The organism is Alkalimonas sp. NCh-2 (genome assembly GCF_039631345.1).
GTDB classification, from domain to species: Bacteria; Pseudomonadota; Gammaproteobacteria; order Enterobacterales; family Alteromonadaceae; genus Alkalimonas; species Alkalimonas mucilaginosa.
Genome location: NZ_JBDIUV010000008.1, coordinates 48,962 through 68,376, shown reverse-complemented (window position 1 = coordinate 68,376; position 19,415 = coordinate 48,962). Strand labels below are relative to the sequence as shown.

General features: G+C 53.0%; 25 protein-coding genes. 22 read left to right on the top strand and 3 right to left on the bottom strand.

Annotated elements, in window-relative coordinates:
* Window positions 1-36 precede the first annotated feature (36 nt).
* From flgN to flgA, 3 genes are all read right to left on the bottom strand, one after another.
* Complete coding sequence (gene flgN / locus ABC502_RS17415) at window positions 37-468, bottom strand: flagellar export chaperone FlgN (RefSeq protein WP_345916797.1); 432 nt, start codon at window positions 466-468, stop codon at window positions 37-39.
* Window positions 465-758: a flagellar biosynthesis anti-sigma factor FlgM gene (gene flgM / locus ABC502_RS17410; protein WP_330087365.1), complete on the bottom strand. Its 294-nt coding sequence runs from the start codon at window positions 756-758 to the stop codon at window positions 465-467. The genes flgN and flgM overlap by 4 nt, the downstream gene beginning before the upstream one ends.
* A gap of 63 nt (window positions 759-821) precedes the next feature.
* On the bottom strand, window positions 822-1,604 hold the full coding sequence (gene flgA, locus ABC502_RS17405; protein WP_345916796.1) for a flagellar basal body P-ring formation chaperone FlgA: 783 nt from the start codon (window positions 1,602-1,604) through the stop codon (window positions 822-824).
* An 87-nt stretch (window positions 1,605-1,691) separates the two neighbouring features.
* On the opposite strand from flgA, the gene flgB reads away from it, so the two are divergent.
* From flgB to ABC502_RS17295, 22 genes are all read left to right on the top strand, one after another.
* Entirely contained in the window at window positions 1,692-2,060 is a 369-nt protein-coding gene (gene flgB / locus ABC502_RS17400) for a flagellar basal body rod protein FlgB (RefSeq protein WP_330087367.1), read from the top strand.
* A 2-nt stretch (window positions 2,061-2,062) separates the two neighbouring features.
* Window positions 2,063-2,479 (top strand): flagellar basal body rod protein FlgC, encoded by a 417-nt coding sequence (flgC, locus tag ABC502_RS17395; RefSeq protein WP_330087368.1) that lies wholly within the window; start codon window positions 2,063-2,065, stop codon window positions 2,477-2,479.
* Between the two features lie 10 nt (window positions 2,480-2,489).
* Window positions 2,490-3,161: a flagellar hook capping FlgD N-terminal domain-containing protein gene (locus ABC502_RS17390; protein ID WP_345916795.1), complete on the top strand. Its 672-nt coding sequence runs from the start codon at window positions 2,490-2,492 to the stop codon at window positions 3,159-3,161.
* Between the two features lie 13 nt (window positions 3,162-3,174).
* Complete coding sequence (flgE, locus tag ABC502_RS17385; RefSeq protein ID WP_345916794.1) at window positions 3,175-4,374, top strand: flagellar hook protein FlgE; 1,200 nt, start codon at window positions 3,175-3,177, stop codon at window positions 4,372-4,374.
* Between the two features lie 12 nt (window positions 4,375-4,386).
* On the top strand, window positions 4,387-5,121 hold the full coding sequence (gene flgF / locus ABC502_RS17380; protein WP_330087371.1) for a flagellar basal body rod protein FlgF: 735 nt from the start codon (window positions 4,387-4,389) through the stop codon (window positions 5,119-5,121).
* A gap of 13 nt (window positions 5,122-5,134) precedes the next feature.
* Window positions 5,135-5,920 (top strand): flagellar basal-body rod protein FlgG, encoded by a 786-nt coding sequence (gene flgG / locus ABC502_RS17375; RefSeq protein ID WP_330087372.1) that lies wholly within the window; start codon window positions 5,135-5,137, stop codon window positions 5,918-5,920.
* Between the two features lie 4 nt (window positions 5,921-5,924).
* The gene (gene flgH / locus ABC502_RS17370; protein WP_345916793.1) at window positions 5,925-6,590 is read left to right on the top strand and encodes a flagellar basal body L-ring protein FlgH; all 666 of its coding nucleotides are present in this window, start codon (window positions 5,925-5,927) and stop codon (window positions 6,588-6,590) included.
* Between the two features lie 15 nt (window positions 6,591-6,605).
* Window positions 6,606-7,697 (top strand): flagellar basal body P-ring protein FlgI, encoded by a 1,092-nt coding sequence (locus ABC502_RS17365; protein WP_330087565.1) that lies wholly within the window; start codon window positions 6,606-6,608, stop codon window positions 7,695-7,697.
* Window positions 7,698-8,174 (top strand): rod-binding protein, encoded by a 477-nt coding sequence (locus ABC502_RS17360; RefSeq protein ID WP_345916792.1) that lies wholly within the window; start codon window positions 7,698-7,700, stop codon window positions 8,172-8,174.
* Window positions 8,171-9,505, top strand: a complete 1,335-nt coding sequence (gene flgK, locus ABC502_RS17355) for a flagellar hook-associated protein FlgK (RefSeq protein WP_345916791.1) — start codon at window positions 8,171-8,173, stop codon at window positions 9,503-9,505. The genes ABC502_RS17360 and flgK overlap by 4 nt, the downstream gene beginning before the upstream one ends.
* 10 nt (window positions 9,506-9,515) lie before the next feature.
* Complete coding sequence (flgL, locus tag ABC502_RS17350) at window positions 9,516-10,412, top strand: flagellar hook-associated protein FlgL (RefSeq protein WP_345916790.1); 897 nt, start codon at window positions 9,516-9,518, stop codon at window positions 10,410-10,412.
* Between the two features lie 13 nt (window positions 10,413-10,425).
* Window positions 10,426-11,451 carry a flagellin gene (locus ABC502_RS17345; protein ID WP_345916789.1) on the top strand — a complete coding sequence of 342 codons (1,026 nt, stop codon included), beginning with the start codon at window positions 10,426-10,428 and terminating at the stop codon, window positions 11,449-11,451.
* A gap of 164 nt (window positions 11,452-11,615) precedes the next feature.
* Window positions 11,616-12,449 (top strand): flagellin, encoded by an 834-nt coding sequence (locus ABC502_RS17340; RefSeq protein WP_345916788.1) that lies wholly within the window; start codon window positions 11,616-11,618, stop codon window positions 12,447-12,449.
* 107 nt (window positions 12,450-12,556) lie between these two features.
* Window positions 12,557-13,849 carry a flagellar filament capping protein FliD gene (gene fliD / locus ABC502_RS17335; RefSeq protein WP_330087379.1) on the top strand — a complete coding sequence of 431 codons (1,293 nt, stop codon included), beginning with the start codon at window positions 12,557-12,559 and terminating at the stop codon, window positions 13,847-13,849.
* A 17-nt stretch (window positions 13,850-13,866) separates the two neighbouring features.
* The gene (gene fliS / locus ABC502_RS17330) at window positions 13,867-14,259 is read left to right on the top strand and encodes a flagellar export chaperone FliS (protein WP_345916787.1); all 393 of its coding nucleotides are present in this window, start codon (window positions 13,867-13,869) and stop codon (window positions 14,257-14,259) included.
* A 285-nt stretch (window positions 14,260-14,544) separates the two neighbouring features.
* The gene (locus ABC502_RS17325; RefSeq protein WP_345916786.1) at window positions 14,545-14,871 is read left to right on the top strand and encodes a hypothetical protein; all 327 of its coding nucleotides are present in this window, start codon (window positions 14,545-14,547) and stop codon (window positions 14,869-14,871) included.
* Window positions 14,868-15,965: a flagellar hook-length control protein FliK gene (locus ABC502_RS17320; protein ID WP_345916785.1), complete on the top strand. Its 1,098-nt coding sequence runs from the start codon at window positions 14,868-14,870 to the stop codon at window positions 15,963-15,965. Before ABC502_RS17325 ends, ABC502_RS17320 begins: the two co-directional genes overlap by 4 nt.
* A gap of 13 nt (window positions 15,966-15,978) precedes the next feature.
* Window positions 15,979-16,401, top strand: a complete 423-nt coding sequence (locus ABC502_RS17315; protein WP_330087383.1) for a flagellar basal body-associated FliL family protein — start codon at window positions 15,979-15,981, stop codon at window positions 16,399-16,401.
* 6 nt (window positions 16,402-16,407) lie between these two features.
* Window positions 16,408-17,130 (top strand): FliA/WhiG family RNA polymerase sigma factor, encoded by a 723-nt coding sequence (locus ABC502_RS17310; RefSeq protein ID WP_345916784.1) that lies wholly within the window; start codon window positions 16,408-16,410, stop codon window positions 17,128-17,130.
* A gap of 19 nt (window positions 17,131-17,149) precedes the next feature.
* Window positions 17,150-18,007, top strand: a complete 858-nt coding sequence (motA, locus tag ABC502_RS17305; RefSeq protein ID WP_330087385.1) for a flagellar motor stator protein MotA — start codon at window positions 17,150-17,152, stop codon at window positions 18,005-18,007.
* Between the two features lie 8 nt (window positions 18,008-18,015).
* Window positions 18,016-19,008, top strand: a complete 993-nt coding sequence (locus ABC502_RS17300) for a flagellar motor protein MotB (protein WP_345916783.1) — start codon at window positions 18,016-18,018, stop codon at window positions 19,006-19,008.
* The gene (locus ABC502_RS17295) at window positions 18,995-19,414 is read left to right on the top strand and encodes a PilZ domain-containing protein (RefSeq protein WP_330087387.1); all 420 of its coding nucleotides are present in this window, start codon (window positions 18,995-18,997) and stop codon (window positions 19,412-19,414) included. The genes ABC502_RS17300 and ABC502_RS17295 overlap by 14 nt, the downstream gene beginning before the upstream one ends.
* Window position 19,415 lies beyond the last annotated feature (1 nt).

Below are 19,415 nucleotides of genomic sequence, written 5' to 3'. Positions count from 1 at the left end.
AGTCTGGACTTCCTGTAATAGTTCCAGCCAGGGTGCTTACAACGGCATCGCAGGATAGCTGGTACGGTTTTGCATCCCAGTCAGTTTGGCTAATAACTGACGCTGTGATGCCAATAAAATGCCATTTTTTTCATTTTGCGCGTGGCACAGCCGGGCTTTCAGTGTTAATTCCTGCAACAACAGCCTGGTACCTAGTTGCACCGGGATTGGCAGTCGACTGACCAGGTGGTGCATGCCGTCACTGCTGTGCTCAAGACCAAATTGTTGTAACAGTTGGTCCCGGCTCACCTGGTTGTGCTGCAAAGCGCTCATTAACTGCAGTGCTTGTTGATTCAGCTCCTCCAGCGGGCCGGAGCTGCGCTGGCTCATCAATTCATATTGCTGCTCCAGCAGATGGCTGAGCTGATCCAACCGCTGCACATCTTGTTGCAGCTTACTGATAAACTGTTTTAGCAGCTGAGCGCTCATCGTTTATGCATATCCAGCATGGCATTGATAATGGTGTCTTCATCCAGCTTCAGCTCGCCATTGGCAATCGCCAGCTTTACCTGCTGCACTTTGGCCATATCAATGCTGTCATGCTCCGACAGCGCCTGATAGCTTTGCTCCAGTGCCCGGCTAAAGGCACTGACCTGGCTTTGAGGCGCTTCGCCCTGGCCCGGTGTGACGGCCGTCTCCTTACGGGCAGCAGGCTGCTGCTCATTCTGTAGCCGGTTTACCGGGTTTACCTGCAGGGTATTTTTTGGATCTATATGCATGGTTTTTCTTCCACAATCTGGCTCTGTCTAGTTAAAGCGACCAAAAGGTGCTGCAACTTAAATTTATTTATGGCCGGTTTCTACTAAATCAGCACCGACCACTATGGCATCAATGATCTGGCCGGAGCTGAGGTTTTGCACGCTGATCCTTTCGCCTAACTGGCCATTGCTCAGGGCCAGGGCTTTGGTGCTGACAGCAAAGCCTTCGCCACTGAACTGCACGGTGACCTGAGCCCCTTTTTGCACCAGCCAGTTGGCATGCAGCAAATGGCGGCTTACTGGGCTGCCGAGGTTAATGCGTCGTCGCACGGTCATACCCAACAGCGCGTCGCTGTCAAACTCCAGCCCCCGACGGATACTGCTAATCGGCAGGCTTTGCAGGCTTAGCATGTCCTGCGTTAATACTTCATCGCGCTCCAGAGTACGACCGGCGACAACCAGCTCCAGCCACAGTTCTACCCTGGCGGTGGCACGGCTTTGCCAGCGCTGCGGGCTGCTGCAGCTTAAGGTGTAGCTCACCCTGCCAAGTGGCGGCTCTTGTTGCTGCCGCCTGGAAATCTGTAAGTTATCGCACTGACTGTTGGCAACCGCTGCAGGTACGGTCAGTTGAATGTCTTGTTGCTGAGCGGGCCTACCCAACTGCTGCAAAAATTGGGTTAATTCCTGTTCCACATGCTGCTGCAGCTGCATTTCTATGGTGGCAGCAGTCGCAACCGGTAGTAAAGCAAGCCAGAGTAAGCACCACAGCGCAACCCATTGCAGCGCCGGCAAAATACGTCGCTTCCGCAGCGGAAGTACAGCTTCCGCTTTCTGGGGTTGAATGGTGCTAAATCTATAGTAGTTCATTGATAAATATCGCTTTTTAAATTTGGCATGGAGCTTGTACATAGAGCTTCAGCATGTGACAACCTGTGTGAAGAGGTTCTACAGAATATGTTTGATAAAGCACTCGGTGTACACCCGTTTTCATTGCAGCTGCGGCTGGACAGAGCAGAAATTATTGCAGGCAATCTGGCCAATGTCGATACGCCCGGTTTTAAGGCACGCGATATCGACTACAAGCAAGTGATGCAGGATGTCGCCTACGGCATCGAACAGGGTAAGGCACGGCCCTATGCGGCGGCAGAGCAGGGCCATCGCTTATTGTACCGCACACCGTACCAGCCATCCGCCGATGGCAACACAGCCGAGCTGAACATAGAACAGGCGAACTTTGCTGCCAACAGCATGGATTTTCAGACCAGCCTGACCTTTATGAATATGAAGATCAATGGCCTGCACAAAGCCATTAAGGGAGAGTAAGGATGTCATTTAACAGTATTTATGAGGTAAGTGGCAGCGCTATGCGGGCCCAGGTGATGCGACTGGATACCATTGCCTCGAACCTGGCTAATGCCAATACGGCAGCGCCGACCGAAGCAACGGCATATCGGGCGTTAAAACCGGTTTTTGCTGCTTTGTACAAACAAACCACCGAGCAGCAAAGTTTGTCGGCAGAGGTGCAGATGCTGGGTGTGACTACCTCAACCAGGCCGGTAGAACAGCGCTATGAGCCAAACAACCCGTTGGCGAATCAGGAGGGGTATGTTTTTTACTCCAACGTCAATGTGCTCGAAGAGATGGCCGACATGATGTCCGCATCACGCAGTTACCAAACCTCGGTAGAAGTGATGGGGCGAGTCGCCAGCATGCAGCAAAGTGTGCTGCGGTTAGGCCAGTAAGGAGTATCAAGTGACAACAATCAGCGGTTTTGCAGCGAACCCGGCCTCCGGCCATGAGCATGCAGTTGCCAAAAATGGCACCGTAGCGGCCGAAGGCTTATCCACCATGTTTCTGGAGTTGCTGGTAGCACAAATCAGCCACCAAAACCCGCTGGATCCGATGGATGGCACTCAGTATGTCAGTCAACTGGCTGAGTTTGCCAATGTTGAAAGTCTGCAAAGTCTGAAAATCGACTCGGGTAAAAATCTGGCCCTGCAAGCCAGCCAGCAAGCCCTGCAAGCGACTGCCTTAATTGGTAAGCAGGTGGACGTAGCGGCAGACACCATTGTATTGGAGCAGCCGGCTGCGGTGACAGGCGCTATCAACCTCGGGGTCGAAGCGCAAAGCATTACGCTGCGCTTGTACAACGCCGAGGGGCAGTTGATGCAGCAGCAGGAGCTGCCCTATACCGGCATTGGTACGTTGCGTTTTTCCTTTGAACAGCAAGCGGCCGGCGGTTACTACGTGCAGGCCGATGCCACCATCAATGGCCAGCCTCATCCACTGCAAACCTGGTTAAGCGGTGACGTGGAGCGGGTATCGGTTGGCAGCAACAAAGACGACATTATCTTGCAGGTCAATGGCTTGGGTAACCATGCCTTGTTAGACACCAATCAGCTGGCCTTTGGCAGCAACAGTTAAGGAACTCTGTACTATGTCTATGTTTACTATTGGCTTAAGTGGGCTGAAAACCACGCAAAGAGCGCTGGAAGTAACCAGCCATAACATTGCCAACTCCAGCACCGCTGGCTTTAAAAGCGGCAGTGCCGAGTTTGCTTCTGTTTACAACGGCGGCCAGCGTGGTGGTGTGACGGTCAGCGATATTAAAGAAAACTTCAGCCGCGAAGGCAGCGTGGTCAGTACTGGCTCGGCACTGGATTTGGCCATTACCGGTCAGGGTTTTTTTGTGGTGTCTGAGAATGGCCGCATGGCCTATACCCAGGCCGGTCAGTTTGGGCTGGATAAAGATCAGCAGATTGTAAACGCCAATGGCAACCAACTGCAGGGCTATGGCATTGATGCCAATGGCAACCTGGTACCGGGCGTATTAACCAGCCTGAAAGTGGAAGCGGCCAATATTCCGGCCGAAGCCACGACCGAAGTAGAGTTCTCACTGAATTTAAGCTCGGCCAGTGATATTATCGCAGCGCCAGTACCCCCAGGTGTTTTTGATCCCACTGATGGCAGCAGTTACAACTATTCGCAATCGACCGAAATTTTTGATTCATTAGGCAATAGCCATACCCTAACCCAGTACTTTATTCATACCGGCTCGAACACCTGGGAAGCGCATTATTTTGTGAATGGCGATTCGCTTGGAACGCCATCAACGATGACATTTAATGCCAGTGGTCAACTGACTTCCGCAGTAACTGTACCGTTAACCCATGACCCCATGAACGGGGCGGAAGATTTAGACTTCAATATCAACCTGACCAACAGTACCCAGTTTGGCAGCGGGTTCAATATTTATAAGAACGATGGTAATGGCTTTACCGCCGGTGAGTTTGCCGGCATTGCCGTTGCGGCCAGTGGCGAGGTATTCGCTACTTTCACCAATGGTGAAACCAAATTGCAGGGCCAGGTGGTCTTGGCGAATTTCTCTAATCTGCATGGCCTGGAAACCGCTAACAGAACCATGTGGTATGCCAGCAATGAATCCGGTGCCGCTCTTTATGGAACGCCGGATTCCGGCAGCTATGGCTCCTTGTTATCCGGCGCTTACATTGGCTCGAACGTGGATATCAGCGAGCAACTGGTGGATTTAATGGCGTTTCAGCAAAACTACCAGGCCAATGCTAAAACCATCAGTAGTGCCGATCAAATGATGCAGATTTTGTTTAACGCCACCTAAAGGTGAACCGATATGGAACGCTTAATTTATACCGCAGTATCCGGCGCTGAGCTCAACCAAACGGCGCTGCGGGTATCGGCCAACAACCTGGCGAATGTCAATACGCCTGGCTTTAAAGCGGATATCGAGCAGGCTCAGGCCAGGATGATTGGTGGGGATGGTTTTCGTACCCGTTATCAGGCGCAGTTGATGCCGGTCTTTACCAGTCTTAGCAATGGTCCGGTGCAGCAAACCGGCCGGGATCTGGACGTCGTGCTAAGTGACGGTGGCTTTCTGGCGGTGACCGATGCTGATGGCAATGAAGCCTATACGCGCGCCGGTAACCTGATGGTGGAAGCCGATGGCCGCTTAACGCTCAACGGTTACGCGGTGCAGGGCGATCAGGGCGATATCCTGTTGCCGGAGTTCGGCGCCATCGAGATTGGCAGCAATGGCAGCATCAACTTGCTGCCAGTGGGTGGTGGTGTTCTGGTGCAGGAAGGTCAGTTAAAGCTGGTGAGTGCAGCCGGAGACACCCTGGTCAAAGGGCTGGATGGCTTATTGCGGCCGCAGCAACAGCAGCCACTGGATGCCGATGCCACCATCACCCTGCGCACTGGTGCGTTGGAAGGCTCGAACGTCAATGCGGTGGAAGAAATGGTGAATACCATGACCATCAGCCGGCAGTTTGAAATGAATATTCGCATGATGAAAACAGCGGATGAACTGGCGGTTTCCGGCAATAAATTAATCAGCGGCAACAGCTAACAGGAGCAGTGCAATGAATTCTGCCTTATGGGTAAGTAAAACCGGCCTGGCAGCGCAAGATATGCGTATGACCACCATCTCCAATAACCTGGCCAACGTTAGCACCGCCGGCTTTAAAAAAGACCGGGTGGTGTTTGAGGACTTGTTTTATCAGGTGCAGCGCCAGCCCGGTGCTCAGGCCGATGAGCTGAATCAGGTGCCGTCGGGCATACAGGTGGGCACTGGCGTACGGGTGAATGGTACCCAGAAAGTCTTTACTGAAGGCAATTTCGAAACCAGTGGCAATGCGCTGGACCTGGCGATTGCCGGCCAGGGTTTTTTCCAGATCGAAAATCCGGATGGTGAGGTACTGTACAGCCGCAATGGTCAGTTCCAGTTAAATGCCGAATCGCTGATGGTGAATGCCAATGGCTTGCCACTGCTGCAAAACATTGCCATACCGGAGAACACCATGAGTGTCACCATTGGTCGTGATGGTACTGTCAGCGCGACCGTTGCCGGCCAGGCACAGCCGGTGGAGCTGGGACAAATTCTAACGGTGAACTTTGTCAATCCGGCCGGGCTGGAGGCGCTGGGAGGAAACCTGTTCCGTGCGACCGCCGCCTCCGGTGAAGCCATTGAGGGCATCCCCGGTGAGGATGCCTTTGGTGCTTTGCAGCAGTACACCATTGAAGGCTCGAACGTCAGTGTGGTGGATGAAATGGTCAGCATGATCGCTGTCCAGCGTGCCTACGAGATGAACGCCAAAGTAGTGTCTGCAGCAGACGACATGTTGCGCTTTTTGAATCAGAGCCTGTAATCGGATGAACAAATTCTACTTTCTGGCGGGTGCTTTTGTGCTGATGGGCTGTGCCAGCCAGCCAGAGCCGGTGCATCAGGACGACTGGGAACAAGTGGTGGCTGAGCGCAGTGCCGATGAGCAAGTGCTGTCACAGCAACACGGCAGCCTGTACAGCGATCGTTATATGTTCACCTTGTACGAAGACAAACGAGCCTACCGGGTTGGCGACATCCTGACGGTTGAACTGAATGAGCGGACGCAATCCAGTAAGAGTGCCGACAGCAGTATCGACAGAAATACCGGCATTAATGTGGGGGTGCCGTTGGTTGGGGGCTTGAATACGTCGGAGTTGGCGATGCAGCTAAATTCCCGTTCGCAGTTTGACGGCGAAAGCTCAGCCAGTCAGCAGAACTTTTTACGGGGCTCTATCACGGTGCGGGTGACCGATGTACTGCCCAATGGCGCTTTGGCCATTCGTGGGGAAAAGAGAATTAAGCTCAATCAGGGCGATGAGTACATCCGGTTGCAAGGGCTGGTGCGACCGGAAGACATTGATGTTACCAACCGTATCTCCTCGCAACGCATCGCCGATGCCCGCATCAGTTACTCGGGGCAGGGCGATCTGGCCAGTGCCAGCCGGCCAGGGTGGTTCACCCGCTTGTTCAACCGCTATTTGAATCCATTTTAAGGCAGCAAAGCTATGATGAAAGGTGTAATCACTGCGTTGGTATGCTTATTGTGTCCGTTGCTGCTGCAAGCCCGGCCTTTGCTGGATCTGGTTGATATTCAGGGGGTTCGGGATAACCAACTGGTTGGCTACGGGTTGGTGGTTGGCTTGCCGGGCTCCGGTGATCGGGCTCAGGTGACATTTGCGGCCCAGTCGCTGAATAATATGCTCAAGCAGTTTGGTGTGCAGTTGGATGAAAACAGCCTGCCCCGCTCAAGGAACGTAGCTGCCGTTGCGGTCACGGCGACGTTACCGGCCAATGCCAGTCCCGGCCAGCAGTTGGATGTCACCATTATGTCGCTTGGGGATGCCAGAAGTTTGCATGGCGGCAGCTTAATGCTCACCCCACTGCGGGGGGTGGATGGCAACGTCTATGCCCTGGCACAAGGCAATCTGGTGGTAGGTGGCGTCAGTGCCAGCGGCCAGAGTGGCTCTTCGGTCACTGTGAATGTGCCAACAGCCGGTATTATTCCTTCTGGTGCCATTATTGAGCGGGCTGTGCCGCAGCATCATTTACCGCACGAAGTGGTGCTGAACCTGAAACAGCCGAACTTTCAAACTGCACGCAATGTGGTGACGGCCATCAATGATGTCTTTGGCCCCGATATTGCCCGTGCTGAACACCAGGGGAAACTGGTTGTCAGTGCACCGCGGGATGCCAACAGCCGCATCACCTTTATGTCATTGCTGCAGGATATCCGGGTGCAAGTGGGCAGCCAGCGCCCCCGGGTGGTGTTTAACAGCCGTACCGGCACCGTGGTGATGAACGACGTGGTGCGGGTGAAGCGGGCAGCCGTCAGCCATGGCAGCCTGACCATCACCATCAGTGAGCAGCATGGGGTCAGCCAGCCACCGCCTTTTTCCGGTGGGACCACCATGCCGGTGCAAAACAGCAATGTCAGTGTGGAAGAGCGCACCGCCAACATGATGTTGTGGCCGGAAGGCAGTTCGCTGGATGCCATTGTGCAGGCGATAAATGCGCTGGGGGCTACCCCGGCAGAATTGATGTCCATCCTGATCGCGCTGGATAATGCCGGCGCACTGGATGCTGATTTACTGGTGATTTGAATGACTATTCCCCCTTTGTCCGGCCAGACCCAAGTTGGTGCAGCTTTGGCCATCGATCCTCGCGCTGCTGCAGCCATTGATGCCAATCAATCGCCGGCAGAGCGTCTGAACAAAGCCGCCGAGCAGTTTGAAGCCATCTTTTTACAACTGGTGCTTAAAAAAATGCACGCTGGTACCGATGCGATGGCGGGTGAGCATGGCCTGTTCAGCAGCAAAGAGGCCGGCACTTTCCGCGAGATGCATGATGCCCAACTGGCGCAAAGCTTAGCCGCGAATCAGCAGCTTGGTCTGGCAGAAGCCATCGTCCGGCAGTTGGGTGAAGGTTTAAGCCAAACCGAAAATAAATTTAAGCAACTGGCGGAGGCGGTCGCTTTACCAGAGAAGGAGGTGCTGTCGTCAACAGCACTTAAATACACAAACAGCGCCTTTAGCCAGCCATTATGGCCGGTTGAAAAGGGTGGGAAATCCAGCTTATGAGTATGCTTCTAAACGGTGTGTCCGGGCTTAACGCTGCCAACAGTGCCCTGAACGTGGTCGGGCAAAATGTGGCCAATGCGGCGGTCAAAGGGTATAGCCGGCAGACAGTGTACCTGGAAACCGCGGCCGGTGGTTTAAATGGCGTCAAAGTGGTCAAGGTGGATCGCATCGTGAATGAGTTTCTGAACGATGACATTTGGCGCACCGGCTCGGATCTCAATTATTACCAAGGGTTTCACAGCTATTTGGGCTATCTGGAGGAAATTCTCGGGACTGAATCACTGAACCTGAACGATGCAGTTGCTGGGATTAATGCTGCCTTTAATGCCGCCATGTCTGCACCAGACTCCAACGCCTATCGCCAGCAGGTGTTGTCTTCATCTCAGGCTTTGGTGCAGGACTTATCGCAAATCAATGGTGCCTTGTCGGATCAGCAGGATAAGTTGAGCAAAGAGCTCTCCAACCTGGCGGATAACAGCACTGCTTTGCTGCAGCAAGTGGCCGAGTTAAACAGCAAAATCAGTAAAGCTCAGGCGTTGGGCCAGGCAACTGCGGAGTTGGCCGATGCTCGTGAAGTGCTGATTAGCGAATTGGCCGGTTTTATCGGGGTGGACATTCTTGATCCGGGGGACGGTACCCTGACGGTCAGCAGTAAAAATGGCGCCCCTTTGGTGGTTGGCTCCAAAGCATCTGAAGTGCATGTCAGCGGCACCAACGTTCATGTCAGCTTCAATGGTCTGGATTTTCCGCTGAATGAATTTATTGGTGGCCGTATCGGTGGCCTGCTGAATGTCGATGCGACTGTGCTGCAACCGGCCAGGCTGCAATTGGAGCAGATTGTCACCAATATTGCCGACTCGGTGAATACGGCTTTATCCGAAGGCTTTGATCTAAACGGACAGCCGGGAGAGCCATTGTTTCAGTACAACCCGGCTGATGTACTGGGCACTATCCGGGTAAACGACTCGCTGCAGCCAGATGATCTGGCATTTATCGGCCGGGTGGACGATGGCTTTGGTGGCTGGATCCCGGCTGGTGGTCGTGGTGATAATGGCAATATTGCCAATCTGGTGTCGTCTTTACAGGGGGGCACCGCCGGTTACGATACCCTGATTGGTGATCTGGCGATTCAAAGCAAACAGGTACAAAGCAGCATTAAAACAGCACAGCTGTTAAACCAGAATGCGGTGGCAGCGCGCGACAATGTCAGCGGGGTCAACCTGGACGAAGAGGCCGCAAACCTGATGTATTACCAGCAGCTGTACGATGCAAATGCCCGGGTTATCAGCACCGCCGATCAATTGTTTAAAACCCTGATTAACATTTTCTGAGGCCGTGGCTATGCGCGTGAGCAGCAATCAATACCACCTGAATACGATTCGCAATATTCAGCAAGCGACAGCTGAGTACAGCAAATTATCCACTCAGCTTGGCACCAATCAACGTATTCAAAAGCCGTCGGATGATCCGCTGGGTACCGTCATGCTGTTGACATTAAACAGTGAACTGACCAAGCTGGAACAGTTCAAGGCAAATATGAATGCGGTGCACTTTAATCTTGGGCAGCAGGAAACCCAACTCAGCAGCATCATCAATACGCTGTACTCGGTGCAGGAAATTGTCACTACTGCAGCCGATGGCTCCATGGGGCAAGCCGAGCTGGAAGCTTTTAGCCAGGAGTTGTCGGTGTTGTTTCCAGCCATTGTTGATCTGCTCAATGCCACCGACGGCAACGGCAATTATTATTTCTCCGGCAGTTTAACCGGTGTCAAACCTTTCGAACGGGATGCGCTGGGTGTTTATCAGTACCAAGGGGATGACAGGGTGCGGCAGATCGCCGTATCGGACAATTCCAGTGTGCCAGGCAACATCGTGGGCAGTGCGCTGGACCCGGGGGTTAACTTCTTAAATCAGATGCAGGATTACCTGGATCTGATCAGTACTGCGCCGGTAGCTGGTGTCGGTGATGAATCGCGTGCCATGCTGGCTCATATCAGCAGTTTTCTGGCCACAGTCAACGGCGAGGTAACCCGTATAGGTGGCACTTTGGCGTCGCTGGATGAGATGGCAATGGGCAATGATGATATAGCGCTTTTTACCGAAACTTTGCGTGATGATATTAAAAACGTCGATTACCCAACGGCTTTTGTGCAGATGAATCAGGCGATGGCATCGTATGAATCCTCGTTAAAAGTCTATTCCAGTGTGTCCAGGCTGACACTGTTTTCTTACGTCTGAATAAGGTTCGTTCATGCAGCTATCCGCTACGTCAGATACGATCAGCCTTAGTGCTCTTAGTCCCCTTAGTGCGACCGATCGGGCGGCGGTGATTCAGGCTGTTCGCCAGGATGATAGTGGTCAGCAGGTACCGATATCGCGTCAGGCGCGGCAAATTCAGGTATTAAGTAAATGGGCGCAGGCAGCGGATGTCAGCAAGCAATTAAGCCAGACTGAACAAACCGAACGACAGATCCGCCAGGCCTATCAGGCACTGGAGCGTTTAAAGCGACAGCTAAATTCACCTGCGTACACTAAGTTATCGGCCCAACAGCAACAAGACGCACAACAACAACTGCAACAGTTGGAGCAGCGGCTGCAAGGGTCTGCTGGGGCTCTGACGAAGAATCTGACCCTTGCCGGGGCCACAGCCGTCCCTTTTAAAGCCACCTTAAACCAGAGTATTGATTTGCTTAGTGAACGCCGTCAAACCGAGCAGGTTCAGATACTGCTGGGTCGAAGTGGCAGTGCGGTGAGTCTGACCCTGGCTGCCGGCCAAAGTGCCGGGCAAAACCTGCAGGCGGTGCAGCAGGCATTCAGTCGTCAGCACATCAGCGTCAGTGTGGATTCACAGCAGCAGCTGTATTTTTCTGCCGAAGCTCGTGACGCCCGTAAGTTGCAGGAGCCCTGGCTGATGACTGGCCAGGGGGTTCGCGTTGCAGCCGGCAACCCTGTCAGTGTGCAGTTGCAGCCGGCAGACAGCTTGTTAACGCAACTGGGCAAGGCAGCAACCTCGGCTGACACTGTGCAGCAGTACCGGCAACAGATACAGCAGGCACAGCAGCAATTAAAAGAAGTGCTAAGCAAGGTGCAGGCGCAGCGTACAGCCCTGCAGGCACAGCTGGCAGCCATCCAGCAGAGCCAGAGCAGTGATGCAGAGTTGCAGGCACGAAGTGAGCAGTTACGGCTGGATATGCAAAGCGGCACGAAAAGTACGGTGTCGGTGGTGATGTCTCAGGCCAATATTACCCGCAGTCTGGTTGCTTTTGGTTTAGGCTGAGTGTGTCGTCCTTAGTCTCAATGCATCCCGCTACGGCGGGATTTTTTGTTTTTGCCGGCGCAAAGCATCCCTCAGCCATCGTGAAAAAATTCGAGAAAAAATTTCAGTTCTGTTGGCGCCTTGTCGCTTTATATCTTTGAGCATCAATTACAGGAGATCCTACGATGGCTTTATCAATTCAATCCAATATGGCGTCAAAAGCAATTCAAAACCAACTGAGCCGCACCAACAGCGATTTGTCGGTAGCGCTGGAGCGTTTAGGCTCTGGTTTCCGTATCAACTCAGCGAAAGACGATGCGGCTGGTCTGCAAATTGCTAACCGCCTGAATGCGCAGGTGCGTGGTCAGGAAGCGGCTATTTACAACGCCAACAATGCCAATTCTATGCTGCAAACCGCAGAAGGCGCGTTTGAAGAGATGACCAACATTGCTTTCCGGATGAAAGAGCTGGCAACTCAGGCGGCTAACGGTACCAACAACGCGTCTGAATACACTGCTTTAGACAGCGAGTACCAGGCTTTGGCTGCAGAGCTGGACAGCATTATGACCAATACCTCTTACGGCTCAGGTACTACCTTGTTGGATGGTGGTAAGTTTGCTGCTGCCGTGACATTCCAGATTGGTTCTTCTGCTGCGGAAACGCTGGAAGTAGATATCTCTGCTGAAATTACTGCTGTTGCTGCGTCAGTTGGTGCACCAGGTGCTCTGGGTGATCAGGCCGCTGGTGTTGCTGCGATGGCTACCGTGGATACCCTGATTGACAATATCGGTGCTGCTCGCGCATCACTGGGTGCCAGCATGAACCGTTTGGATCATACCATCAATAACCTGACCAATATGACAGAAAATACGCAAGCGGCGGCTTCACAGCTGATGGATGCTGACTTTGCCAAAGAAACTTCCAATATGACCAAGCAGCAGTTGCTGATGAACTCTGGTATTTCTGTACTGAGCGCATCGAACAGCACCACTCAGATGATTGGTTCACTGCTACGTTAATCGCAGCTAGCCGGGGCCTGCGTGCCCCGTGCTTTTTGTATTCGCATCCTGGCGGCCATGGTCGCCGGGTGCTTTAACACCTTATTCTCTGGCAAAGGGGAACGACTATGTCGTCATTTCTTACGATAGATCCGCAGTATCTGGCCAGCCAGTACACCCAAATTGAACGGGCTGGCAAAGATAAAGTATTGGCCAATAAAGCGAATCAATTTACCGGCCAGTTGAATGCGATTCGAAAGTTACAAACCGCTTTAAAAGACTTCTCTACCCAGTTAAAAGATTTTCGCAGCGGCGACAACAGCATGCTGGCAAATACTGCCACTAGCAGCAGTGAGTCGACGCTTAGTGTGAAAGCCGGTGCCAAAGCAGTCGCCGGTAGTTATGAGATTTTTGTCGAGCAACTGGCACAAAATCATCAGTTGGCGATGTCCTTTGATCCCAATGCCACCCTGGCCACGGATGGTGAATTCAGTATCGATCTGGCTGGCAGCAGCTTTTCAGTCGACCTGGCCAGCTTGCCTGCCGGGGCAACGTTAACGGATCTGACGGCAGCCATCAATAATCATGTCGATAATCCAGGCGTGAAGGCAACACTGATGCGCAGCGGTACTGAAACCTTCCTGGTGATTTCCAGTGAAGAAAGCGGAGAGGCCAATCAGCTGACGCTTGATTTTACCCCCGGTGCAGATGCCGCCGGTGCTGATATCACCGCGGCCCTGGCAGCCAGACAAGAGCTGACTAAGGCACAGGATGCCAAAGTGCGGTTTGGTAGTGATGCAGCCATCAGTGTGACCAGCGCCAGTAATACGCTGACCGATGTGATTGAAGGCGTTAGCATCGACTTGCTCAGAGCCCAGGCTGGCACCGATGGTCCGGTTCGCGTCACCATTGGTCAGGATGAGCAGGCGATTAAAGATAACCTGCAACAGTTTATATCCAGCTACAACAGTGTGGTGAGCGGCATCAGCAAAGATGACAGCCTGAAAAGAGACAGTATGGCCCGCAGTATTCAGAATCAGTTCCGGGCTGCTTTGCAGGGCACTTTCGAAGGCAGCTCTTTGTACAGCATTGGTATTGAGTTTGATCGCAATGGTGTTTTAAGTATCAATGCAAGCCGGTTTGAGCAGGCACTGGCAGCAGATCCAGCCAAGCTGGAGGCCATGCTGACAGGTGAGGACGGCATGCTGGCAAAGCTGGAAAATACCATAGAGCCTTACAGCAAAAACTTTGGTTTATTGACCGATAAGCAGAAAACTTTACAGGCCAGTCTGGATTTAATCACCGATCAAAAAAAGCGGCATGATTATTCCATGGAGTTAGCCTTTCGACGCTATCTGGGCCAGTTTACCCAGATGCAGGTGACCATAGCGCAACTGGAAAGCTCGCTTGGCCAGTTTTGATTTTAGAGAGACAAGTTATGTTAGATTTTTCCAATGGGTATCAGGCGTACCAAAACACTTCAGTTGAAGGCAAAGCCGCCGGTGCTGACATTCATAAACTGGTGCTGATGTTGTTCGATGGCTTTCTCGATGAACTGGCACGGGTTGAGGGGCATATCCAGGCAAAGCGCTTTAATAAAAAGGCTGCGGGTATCGAGCGTATGCTGAAAATTCTTGGGGGCCTTGATGCTTCACTGGATCAGCAAAATGGCGGCGAAGTAGCGGCGACGATGCAACAGCTGTATCAGCACTGTGGTCAAGCCCTGCTTAATGCCAGCCTTAAAAACGATCTAGCCGAACTGGATACTGTTCGGGTTGTTATGACCAACCTGCAGGAAGGCTGGCAAGGGCTGGCACAACAGGCAGCCTGAACAGCAAAGGTTCTACCTGCTGCTTTTGTCATACCATACCAGGTTGCACCGCTGCTTTTGCAGCGGTTTTTGTATTGAATAACTGACACCCCCTTCATCATGGCAACCGCTGTCCGAACGGAAAACAGCATCGGCAGCAGTTCCGTTTGGCGGAAGTAACACTTCCGCATTCTTGGTTCCAATTGATTTAAATCCTTCAAAAACAACAGTTTAATTTGTGGCCCGTGACTTGCTAACCTTGATGGCTAACACAGGTAGCTGAAATGTATTGAACCGGGACTGAATGTGGCATTAACCCCTCTACAGACAACTGAACTAGCCAGGCAGCTGATGCGGTTGCAGCACAATTTGTTACTGGCGGTACGGGCGCAGGACTGGCAGAAATTGCGTGGCCTGGATCGGCAACTGCTGGCTTTAGTAAAGCAACTGGAGCAGGCCGGGGTGAAAGAACTGTTTACGGCTCAGCTAAGTACCCTGCGGCAGAATTACCAGCATGTGCTGGAGCTGGCTAACAATGAACTGAAACGCACTGAGATCCAAATGAAGCAATTCAATCAAAAGCGACAGGGGCTGGTGGCCTACAGGCAAACGACGGAAGGAAAGCTGTCGTGACCCCGTTGCTAGCCGTCATTAACAAGTCGCAGTCAGCGGCGTTACCAAGCAACTCTGCGGTCTCTCAAGAGCCGGATGCCGGGTTGCAGGACTATGCAGCCTTGATTGCTGGTTTAACCCAGCAGACAACACCGCTGGCCGCGGCGGACGATACCGGTCGAAGCGATAGTGACGCAGCGTTGTTAACCGCAGCCGATCAGGCAGTGGCCGTGGTCGTGGCGGAGCTGACGGAAGCAACAACAAGCAGCCAGCAGTCTCTGCACAGCAGCCAAAGTGACAGCATGAACGCTGCAATGCAGTTGTCTTACAGCTTTGGCGCAGAGCGAAGTGTGTTTTACAGCACCATGCAGACCGGTGTTGCTCCAGATCTGTCTGGCGGGCATGGTCTGAACCACGGTATTACGGCAACGGTGACAGAGCCAGCCGCCGTGCAGCAAAGCATCGTGCAGGCAGCTGAGCAACGCTTAACTGTCTTGCCTGCGGCGCAGCATGCTGCCAGTTTGCATCAGGCGTTATCGCCGCAAAATACCAGCTTGCCGCCGTTGCTTTGGCAGGCGGTGAACATTGAGCAGCAGGATAACCCTGCTGCTGTCTCCGGCCCCTTGGCAAGTGCAACAGCTACCGGCAGTAGCGCCCAGGCGGCTGAGCCACTGACACACTGGAAAGCTGACCTGACCGGACTACAAAGCAGCCAGTGGGGGCAAAAGTTGGTGCATCTGCTGTCAGACAAAATCAATGTACAACTGGGGCAACAGATTCAGCGCGCGCAAATTCGGCTTGACCCACCGCAATTGGGTGTGATTGAGCTGAGTGTGAGTGTCGATGGCGATAGAACCAGTGTGCAGCTGTACGCCGCGAACAGCCAGCTGCGTGAGGCCATGCAACAGCATCTTGACCAATTGCGCCAGCAACTGACGCAGCGTTTTGGAGCAGAACATAGCCTGGAGCTGGATGTGCGTGATCAGGCGCAACAGCAGACAAAACACCATCAAAGTGCAGTACAGACGATTGCCAGCCAGCAGGGCAGTGAGGAGGCCGAACTGAACACGGCGGCTTCGCAGCAGGGTACAGGCTGGCTGGACCGGCTGGTATAGGAGAACCAAAAAGATGAAAACATTAATTTTGATCGTTGCAGCCGTTTGCCTGATTGCGGTGGGTGTGGGTGGTAGTTACTGGTACAGCCAGCAAAACCCACAAGTAGCAGAGCCGACCAGGCCACTGTTTTTTCCGCTGGAACGCTTTGTAATCAGTGTCGACAGCCAGCATCACTCTCGTTATCTGGTATTGGAGCTGACCCTGGTCAGCCATGATCCTGTGGTGCTGGCTATGTTGCAGGACGCTGTGCCATTGCTGCGCAATGCGTTGGTCCAGCACTTTAGCAACAGCCAGCATCTTGATGTGAAGAATGACTTTAAAGATATTCCACAGGTGCAGGCGCAACTGCTGCACGAGTTCAATCAGGCTTTACGTTTGCACAAGTTCAGTCATCAGATTGAACAGGTGCTGGTTACGAATGTGTTTATCCAGTAAGGCGCGATGATGTTGGCAACCAATCAATGGTGTGAGCCTGAGCAGGCTGGCAGTTTTACACGGACAGAAGCGCAGGAAACCGCTGCACTGAACCGCTACGGATATCTGGTGAAGCGGGCGGCAGCCCACTTGCGCAGCCTGGTGGGCAGCATGGTCGATAAAGATGATCTGCAGCAAATTGGTTTGATGGGCCTGCTCAGTGCATTGCGCCGGTACGGCCGGGAGCCGGATGAGCAATTTGAATCCTATGCCTTTAAACGGATCCGGGGTGCCATGCTGGATGAATTTCGTCGGACCGATTGGCGCCCACGTCAGTTGCGGCAGCAATCGCATCAATTACGGGATAAAACCCGTGAGTTGACCCGGCAGCTTGGGCATGTGCCGGGTGATGAGGCACTGTGTGCCGCCTTAGGTATTGATATGACAACCTTGCTGGAGCTGCAGTATGTCGGCCAGGCTGAAGCCATGGAAAGCCTCGATATGCTGTTGGAGCAGCAGTCCGAATCGCAGCTGGGCAGCAGCAATCTGAATCAGTTGGAGTTGAAACTATCGTTAAAAAAAGCCATGGCATCGCTGCCGGAACGCAACAGGCTGCTGCTGCAGCTGTATTACAGCCATGAGCTGAATATGAAGGAGATTGCGCTGGTACTGGAGCTGACAGAGTCCAGGGTGTGTCAGTTGCATAAACAATCGGTCGAAATGCTCAGCAAAAAGCTGGCGCAGTGGTAAGGGTACAGGAAGCAACGTCATGCAGAGAATTTTAGGGTTTGCCATAGTGCTGGGTGCAGTGGTTGGTGGCTATATGTTTGCCGGGGGCAATGTCGCCACTTTGTGGCAACCAGCCGAGTTTTTGATTATTTTCGGTGCTGGTTTTGGCGCCTTAATCGTGGGGAACTCCGGCTATGTCTTAAAAGAAATGTGGAGTCAGGTACGGTCGCAATTTATCAAACAAAAAAACAGTGCGGACTTGTATCGAGAGCTGCTGTTATTAATGCATACCTTGCTGGATCTGGCCAAGAGTAAAGGTTTACGCGAGCTGGACGAGCATGTGGAAAACCCCAGTACCAGCTCCGTTTTTCTGGCCTACCCGCTGGTGCTGGAAAATGAGGACCTGGTGGTCTTTGTCTGCGACAACCTGCGGCTGATGAGCATGGGCAAATTAACTGCCCACGACTTTGACAGCTTGCTGGAGCAGGAAATCTACACCATCGAGCAACAAAAACTGAAACCATCGTCGGCGATGGGGGTGATTGCTGAGGCCATGCCCGGTTTTGGTATTTTGGCTGCTGTCGGCGGCATTATTATCACCATGCAGCATCTGGATGGGCCTTTAAGCAGCATCGGCTATCACGTCGCCGCAGCTTTGGTGGGGACCTTTATCGGTATTTTCGGCTGTTATTGTTTTATGGCACCGCTCAGTGCTGCGATGGAGCAGTATGTGAAAAAGCAGATCGCCTTGCTGGAGTGTGTACGGGCTATCCTGGTGGCGCACGCCAAAGGGCATGTTGCTATCGTAGCAACGGACTCAGGCCGGCGCATGATCAATGAAGAGCAAAAGCCATCTTTCACCACGATGGAACAATGGATCAATGACAGGGCCGCCTGATGAACAGCATGCCAATAATAGTTAAGCGCGGCCCACGCGCCTCAGGAAAAGGCAAAGGCGGTGGTGCCTGGAAGGTTGCTTTTGCCGATTTTACCCTGGCGATGATGGCCTTTTTTATGGTGCTGTGGATTTTAGAAGTTTCAAACGTGCAAGAGCGGGCGGAGATTGCTAATTACATGCGCACCCACTCCATTTTTGATGGCAGCCCACATCCCTTTGCCCCAAAAAACAGCCCATTTCCGGTTGATTTGGGGGGGACTCCATCGGTGGCGGACTCGCACTCGGCCAATCGATTGCCACCGGATAACCCGATACCAGGCATGTCGGAGTACCTGCAGGTTCCCTCTGGTGATGAGCAGCCGCTGGCTGGCATGGGGGACAAGCTAAACTCGCTGATTGACGGTCAGTTTGATAGCCCGGCCCAGCTAAGCTTACTGCTGCAGGCGTTTGAGCAACTGATGGCAGAACAGTTGGCGCAGGGACACATTCAACTGGATATAGTGCCATCCGGCTTACGAGTGATTATTCGCGATGCACAGGAGCGGCAAATGTTCGTGCGTGGGCAAATCCACATGACCCCCTTTTTCGAAGATTTGCTGCTTAGCCTGGGGCCGGTGTTCGTCAAAGTGCAGAACAAACTGATTATTTCCGGCCATACCGATAATACCCCCTTTAGCGGTAGCCAATACAGCAACTGGGAGCTGTCTGGAGATCGGGCTCTTCAGGCCCGCCAGGTGCTGGTGGCTGGTGGCATGCCAGCAGAGCGGGTGGCTCAGGTGGCGGCTTTTTCAGCAAACCGGCCGTTAAACAAAGCAGATAAAGGCAGCAGCGAAAATCGCCGGATTGAACTGCTTATTTTAACCAGTGCGGCCGAAGCCGAGCTGAATAAATTGTTTTCGCCGGATCATGGCGCAGACGCGGTACAGCATGCGGCCGATGCTGCACGTCGTAATCAGCCCGTCGGACGCTCAGGGGTACAGGTACACGATGCCAATCACTAAGACAGATGTATCCCGCAAGTATTTACGCTGGTACTTTTGTGCGGCAAATCAGCCTCATGAAGTGCAAACGAAGGGAGTGCCGGTGACGCTGTGGCAAAGCAGCTTGTTTGGCAGCCAGATTTGTAAGGCTGTCGTCAAGGATATGAGTTTAGGGGGTGTTGGCTTGCTGGCGCCGCTGAGTAAAAACGTGCCGGATGTGATTCTGGTTCAGTACGATGAACGGATCCGGATGGCTGCTGAAGTGGTTTACCGCCGTCAGGTCAGTGACAAGCTGGTGTTCCTTGGTTTGAGCTGGCTGGATGCTAAACGTGAACAGCGACTGAAGTTACTACGCCTGTTAAGTAAAAAAGCGTATCGCCTGTCGCAAGACAGTGCCCGCACCACACAAAAAACCGCAGATGAATAAG